The organism is Lacibacter sp. H407, from assembly GCF_037892605.1.
GTDB lineage: Bacteria > Bacteroidota > Bacteroidia > Chitinophagales > Chitinophagaceae > Lacibacter.
Genome location: NZ_JBBKTU010000001.1, coordinates 4,465,409 through 4,472,343 on the forward strand (window position 1 = coordinate 4,465,409; position 6,935 = coordinate 4,472,343).

Genomic DNA, 6,935 nt, shown 5'->3' on the forward strand with positions numbered 1-6,935 from the left:
TACTTCTAGCCCCTCTTCCCCCATAAAGCCTTACCTTTGCCGAAATTTTGACATTAGTTATGAACACATTTGAAGCGCTTGGCTTGGATGAAAGATTGATGAAAGCGATTAGTGAACTCGGTTTTACAACTCCCACTCCTATTCAGGAAAAAGCAATCCCCGTTCTGCTTAGCGGAACCACGGATTTGATCGGCCTTGCCCAAACCGGCACCGGCAAAACAGCAGCCTTTGGTTTACCATTGCTGCAATTATTAGACGAAAGCAAAAAACACCCACAGGCATTGATCGTTTGTCCTACACGTGAACTTTGCCTGCAGATCGTTAAAGAAATAGAAATTTTCAAGAAACACATGAAGGGAATGCAGGTGGTTGCTGTTTATGGCGGCGCCTCTATCGGCATGCAGATCCGTGATATCAAACGTGGTATCCAGATCGTTGTAGCTACTCCCGGTCGTTTGATCGATCTGATCGAACGCAAGGCCATCAACCTTGGTGAAATCAAGTATGTGGTATTGGATGAAGCAGATGAAATGCTGAACATGGGTTTTCAGGATGATATTGAATTCATTTTGCAGAACACACCCAAGAAAGAAAGTACCTGGTTATTCAGTGCAACGATGCCACCGGAAATTCGTAAGGTGAGCCGTAAGTACATGAAAGAGCCCGTAGAAGTAACGGTTGGCAAAATGAATACCGCCAACGTAAATATCGATCATCAGTATTTTGTGGTGTCGTCACAACACCGCTACGAAGCATTGAAACGTTTGATCGATTTCAACCCCGGTATTTACGGGATCATTTTTACACGTACTAAAATTGATGCACAAAATATTTCCGAGAAATTAACTCGTGAAGGTTATGATATTGATGCATTGCATGGCGATCTTACCCAACAACAAAGAGATGCGGTAATGGGTCAGTTCCGTGACAGAACATTGCAATTGCTGATTGCAACCGATGTGGCTGCACGTGGTATTGATGTAAAAGATATTACGCATGTGATCAACTACGAATTACCTGATGATATTGAAGTGTACACCCACCGTAGTGGTCGTACAGGTCGTGCAGGTAAAACGGGTATTTGTATGAGCATTGTACACAGCCGTGAAATTGGAAAGATTCGTCAGATAGAACGTATTGCACAATCGAAATTTAATAAGCTGGAAATCCCTACCGGAAAAGATGTTTGCCGCAAACAGTTTTTCTCGTTTATGGATAAGCTCATTAACATGGATGTGAGCAATGCAGAATATGAAACCTACATTCCGATGCTGCAGGAAAAATTTGCAGACATCAGCAAAGAAGAGATTCTGAAGCGTGTTGCTTCAATGGAGTTCGATCGCTTTCTGAAGTATTACGAAAACTCGGAAGATCTCAACATCCGTGAGCGTGGCCGTGAGTTTGATAAATTCAAACGTGATGGTGATGGTGGCCGTCGTGGTATTGAAAGAGAAAGACCGGGTTCAGGACGTACACGTGAACGTGAGCGCCAACCTTACCGTGATACACAAGGCCGTGAATTCAATGGTGGTGGTTCCGGCAACTACACCCGTCTGTTTGTAAACCTCGGCACCAAAGATGGTTTTTACAAAGCCAGCTTTTTGCAATTCATTTTAGATATGAGTGATCTCAAAAAAGAAGCACTCGGCAAAATTGATATGCGTGAAATGAATAGCTGGGTTGAAGTAGACAGCAAAGCGGCTACGCAAATGATCCGTTCCATTGATGGAAAAAAATTCAAAGGACGGAATATTCGAATGAATGATGCGAACAGCAGATAATAAAATAAAAACCCCGGAAATTCCGGGGTTTTTATTTCTAACTCTTTTTAAAGCTTTTTCAGATAGTCTGAAAAAGCTTTTGCAGTTATGCCAATCTTTATAATAGCAAAATAAGAGTTGCTTCAATGCTCATAAAGTACAAAACTATAAACTGCTGATTTCTATACCTACATTAGTCAATAAAAAATCAATGCCGTATTTTATTACAAATCAACACAACATCAATTACGAAATTACATATCTGTTCATTTGATACAGCATGCTGATAAATAAGAATTCAATTGCTAACCATAAAAGTTTATTCGTTTACAAATCAATTTCCAACAGTTAATTTTACATTGTACAAAAGAGAATCAGCAGTAAAAAAGTTACTGGCATCATTATTGACATTTTACTACAAAAAAATAGTAGTTTATCATAGTAGAAGAGCTTTGAGAATAACATGTGATTGATTAGTTTTACAGAAGATTAAAAGACCAATATCCGGATCCCTAGAAGAGCCATTCTCCAACAGACAAGAATCAAGTCGATCTCACAAAACTTATCGTGGCAGCATGAATACCGGAAACGACGAATGTCATTTCTGTATTTGTACAACTGTTCAACCAACACATGGTCAGTATAATTAAATTTATACGGTACACTATATCTATGCAAAGACACAATTAACATTTGTATTTATTACTTTAAAACCAATAATTCTAAACATGAAAAATTTAATCCGACCCGTAAGCATGTCTGCTTTGGTTGTCGTAACATTTTTAGCAGCATGTAAAAAAGAGGTCTCCAATCAATCCAATGAAAACCAGGCTGAGTCTGCGCAGGTAAGATTATCGGGTGCAATAGAAGATCCGCAGGCCGTTGTTATTAAAACACCATTTATCGTGTCTTCAAATTTATCAAAGACTGCAGGCAAGGTTTCATCTTATTCAATTGCACCGCTGTTCAAAGGCAGACCAACAAAAGCTGACATTACTCCACCCGCAGCGAAAATAACTTCTCCGGGCAACTCAGCTACAGCAAGCGGAACAATTACTATTGCAACAGAGGCTACAGACAATATAGGTATTGCTTCAGTAAAACTCATGGTCGATGGTGTTGCAAAAGACAGTTTAAAAGCAGCTCCGTATAATTTTTCGTGGAATGCAAGTTCTGTTGCAGACGGTACTCACACACTAACAGCAGTTGCAAGAGATGCTGCGGGGAATACAGGCTCATATACAATTACAGTTGCGGTAAATACAACCATTACTGTATTACCTCCAACCACTACCCTGCCTTCAAGTTATATGTTAGCAACTCCAACTGCTAAAGCACAGGGAAATGAAGGTAGTTGTGTTGCTTTTGCAACAGCTTACGCCGCCCGTTCAATAGAACAGTATTACCGTACCGGAGCAACAGGCTTTGATAATTCTACAAATGTTTTTAGTCCTGAGTATGTGTACAATCAAACAAAAATTGCTTCTGATTGTGGTTCAGGCACTGCCATTACATTAACACTTGATTTGATGAAAAATAAAGGTGTTGCGCCTTGGGCAACGATGCCTTACAGTGATATAAATGGTTGCTCTCTGCTTCCAACTTCTGCAATTGATGCTGCAGCAGCAGCTTATAAAATTGGAGGCTACTCTAAATTGCTTAACACCGATAAGAATGCGATCAAAACAATGCTTGTTGCCAAACATCCGGTGATCATTTCTGTAACACTCGATGATAAAATTTCAAATGCAGGTCCCGGATTTATCTGGAACTCTGCCGGCTTCGGAAACATTGGCCATGGTATGATCATTTGTGGGTATGATGATTCTAAAAATGCATATAAAGTAATGAACTCATGGGGTACAAATTGGGGCGATGCCGGTTTTACCTGGATCGACTATGATTTCTTTCCAACCAGAGCAGGGTACTATGTGTATGTGATGAATTACTAAAACTTTCATTCTACCTTATGTAGAATAAAAATGATGAGGTAAAGACAGAACTACCCAAAGAAGTTAAATAAATAAAACGGGATCGTATGATCCCGTTTTATTTTCCAGTTTGTTTTAAAGAGCACCAACAGAGCAAATTTCATTATTAAAACTATCTCATCTTTCTACCAAGGAAAAAAAAATACCGGCCCTGCATTTCTTGAAAGCTCATAAAAGTCTTTTACTACCCGACTATGTTTTGCAAAAAAACACAATCATTTGAGAGAAAGAAATTTAGAATTGAGAAAAAAAAAGCATGAATAATTATCCGTTACAGATGGCATCATCTTTGTCATTTTTCTATCTCGAAAAAGCTATGGAATGTGAAGTTTGAATAAGAATACCCAGAGAAGACAAAAAAGTTTTAAAAGATCAATATCCAGTCTCGTCAGAAGAACCATTTCCCGATAGATTAAATCTGAGGTTTCAATTTTCCAAACACCTGCAAGCAAACTAATGTGTCTTAAGTAGAAAATTATTTAAGCATCCGGCCCTTTTGTGTATCATCTGATGTATTCATTTATTGAAGAGTAAATACATAAAACAGAAAATAAAAACTGAAAGGCTTTTTGAATTCTTAAATAAATAAAAAACAAATGACAAATCTAAAATCCAACTTTACGATCGCTGCCTTGGTAGCTGTATCCCTTATGTGGACTTCCTGTAAAAAAGAAGTATCCAATCAATCTCCTGAAGAACCAATAACTGAAATGAATCAGTCCCGTCTTGGAGGCATTACGCCGGATGATCCGATCCTTGTAAGTAAAATTCCAATGATCATGTCTGCTAACAACTCTGTAAATGGACGTTTTTCATCAGAACTTATTTCTGCAAAAGGAAAGCCAACCGGTGGCGGTGGTGGCAGTACAACCGACAACACCCCTCCTGCAGTTTCAATTATGTCTCCTGCAAACGGATCAACAGTTTCCGGTGTAGTTACAGTTTCGGTTGCAGCATCAGACAACGTGGGTGTTTCTTCAGTAAGTTTTAGTGTGAATGGTGTTGTAAAATCAACACTCACTGCTTCACCTTACAATTTTTACTGGGATGCATCTACAGTAGCAAATGGCACACACACTTTAACTGCAACAGCAAAAGATGCAAAAGGTAATACAGGTTCGTATACAATTACTGTTGCAAAAAACACAGTCATTACACAGCCTCCAACAGGTACCCCACCTGCAAGTTATTTTTTACAAACGCCGCCTATTGGCACACAGGGATACGAGTGGACATGCGTACCTTTTGCAACAGCTTATGCTGCACGTTCAATTGAACAGTATTACAGAAGCGGAGCATCTTCTTACAGCCTTACCACAAATATTTTCAGTCCTGAATATGTGTACAATCAAACTAAAATTGCATCCGATTGTGGATCAGGTACAGCAATTACTTTAACGCTCGACCTGATGAAGAATAAAGGTGTATTACCATGGTCGGTGATGCCTTACAGCGATGTGAATGGTTGCACCTTGTTACCAACTTCATCGCAAGACCAAACAGCTGCTGCTTACAAAATTGGTGGATACTCTAAAATTATAAATACTGATAAGAACGCAATTAAATTAATGATCGCAGCAAAACATCCTGTTATTGCTTCTCTTACTATAGATAATAATTTCCAGAATGCAGGCCCTGGTTATATATGGAAAACAGCCGGCTTTGGAAATATTGGTCATGCATTAATTATCTGTGGCTATGATGATGCGAAGAATGCATACAAAGTAATGAACTCATGGGGCACTGCCTGGGGTGATGCAGGTTACTCATGGATCGATTACGACTTCTTCACAACCCGTGCAGGTTACTATGTTTATGTAATGAATTATTAATAAGCAATATCTATAACAGTTCTAAATAAAAAGCCGGTTCAAAATAATTGAACCGGCTTTTTATTTCTGTGAAAAGCGCCCCAATCAAGGAGCGCCTTTCTGTTTTTCCCTGTTTATCAACCCTAAGTTTTAATAATTAATAATTATTGTTTCGGTCGCCCGGAAGCAACTTGCCAACTACAGCTTTACCATTTACAGTTAGCCTGTAAACCATTGGTACTTGTTGTGAAACAGGTACCCTGTATGTAACTGTACGTTGAACGTTTGCATCCACATGTCCTGCATATACAATTGACAGTTTTCTGCCTACCATATCAAACACTTCAAGATTTGCATATCCTGATTCAGGAGAAATAAAGCGGAAGTTTATTTCACTGTTGAATGGATTAGGATAAGCTTGCACTGTTAACTGCTTGCTGACATTAAGTGTAACATCATTACTGTTGATCCTGTTGCCACTTACTATTGAAGATGTGAGAATTGTACCTGGTAAGCCACTGCACAAACTATGATCCTGGTTATTTGCCCTGTCAAGATTTGTTGCCAAAGGCTCGTATGTGCAGGTATTAAAGCCATTCTTAATCGCATTATACAACTCAGTATAACTTGCATAGCCTGTTGCATCAAGATAATCTGATCCGAATACTGCTGCATTCAACAATGCCGCCACACCGGTTCTTGCCAGTTTCTTACAATCGCCACCACCGGCACTCATTGCAGCACCCATTGTGCTTGGCAAATTAGCAATCCTGCAACCACCTCCACATGTATTATTTGTAATACCAAAGTATGCTACAAACGGTGTACTTGTTGTGAAATCGGCTCCAGGTGTAAAGTTGCCACTGGTACCTGTACCTGTACATGATGCACCAGGAATTGCCTGTACTACAAGATCACTGCAATTATCCCACACTTCAGGATGTGTTTTCCAGAAGCCCGGAGTACATCCTTTACCACCATCACAAGTTAATGTTACAGTGCATGTACTGGTACAACCATTCGCATCAGTAACTGTAACTGTAAGCACTGTACTTGCTACACCTCCTGATGTATAAGTAACTGTGATTACACCACCAACAACTGCACAATTGGTAACTGACCATCCCGCATTTACTCCAGTTGCATCAAATACAGCACTGCAGGTATATGGACCTGTACCGCCACTTACTGTACCGCTTACTGTACTGCCACTTGTACCACAAACAGGAATAGAAGGTGTGGTTAAGCTGCAACTGAGAGCATTAGGTTGATTCACTGTTGCATTTGCTGTTTCTGTACAGCCGTTTGCATCAGTTACGGTTACACTATATGCTCCTGCTGGTACTGAAGCAAGATCTTCGGTTGTTGCTCCG

4 protein-coding genes are annotated in these 6,935 nt (G+C 39.6%); 3 read left to right on the top strand and 1 reads right to left on the bottom strand.

Annotated elements, in window-relative coordinates:
• Nucleotides 1–59 precede the first annotated feature (59 nt).
• The 3 genes from WG989_RS19275 to WG989_RS19285 all read left to right on the top strand — a co-directional run bounded on the left by WG989_RS19275 (nt 60) and on the right by WG989_RS19285 (nt 5,583).
• Nucleotides 60–1,781 (top strand): DEAD/DEAH box helicase, encoded by a 1,722-nt coding sequence (locus WG989_RS19275; protein WP_340431686.1) that lies wholly within the window; start codon nt 60–62, stop codon nt 1,779–1,781.
• Nucleotides 1,782–2,488: 707 nt separating this feature from the next.
• On the top strand, nt 2,489–3,712 hold the full coding sequence (locus WG989_RS19280) for an Ig-like domain-containing protein (protein WP_340431687.1): 1,224 nt from the start codon (nt 2,489–2,491) through the stop codon (nt 3,710–3,712).
• Nucleotides 3,713–4,347: 635 nt separating this feature from the next.
• The gene (locus WG989_RS19285) at nt 4,348–5,583 is read left to right on the top strand and encodes an Ig-like domain-containing protein (protein ID WP_340431688.1); all 1,236 of its coding nucleotides are present in this window, start codon (nt 4,348–4,350) and stop codon (nt 5,581–5,583) included.
• A 136-nt stretch (nt 5,584–5,719) separates the two neighbouring features.
• On the opposite strand, the gene WG989_RS19290 is transcribed toward WG989_RS19285, so the two are convergent.
• A partial coding sequence (locus WG989_RS19290) for a hypothetical protein (RefSeq protein ID WP_340431689.1) occupies nt 5,720–6,935 on the bottom strand: 1,216 nt, incomplete at its 5' end.

Bases quoted from the DNA above. Each gene is read 5' to 3' on its own strand.
- WG989_RS19275 (WP_340431686.1), top strand. From the start codon at position 60: ATGAACACATTTGAAGCGCTTGGCTTGGATGAAAGATTGATGAAAGCG.
- WG989_RS19280 (WP_340431687.1), top strand. From the start codon at position 2,489: ATGAAAAATTTAATCCGACCCGTAAGCATGTCTGCTTTGGTTGTCGTA.
- WG989_RS19285 (WP_340431688.1), top strand. From the start codon at position 4,348: ATGACAAATCTAAAATCCAACTTTACGATCGCTGCCTTGGTAGCTGTA.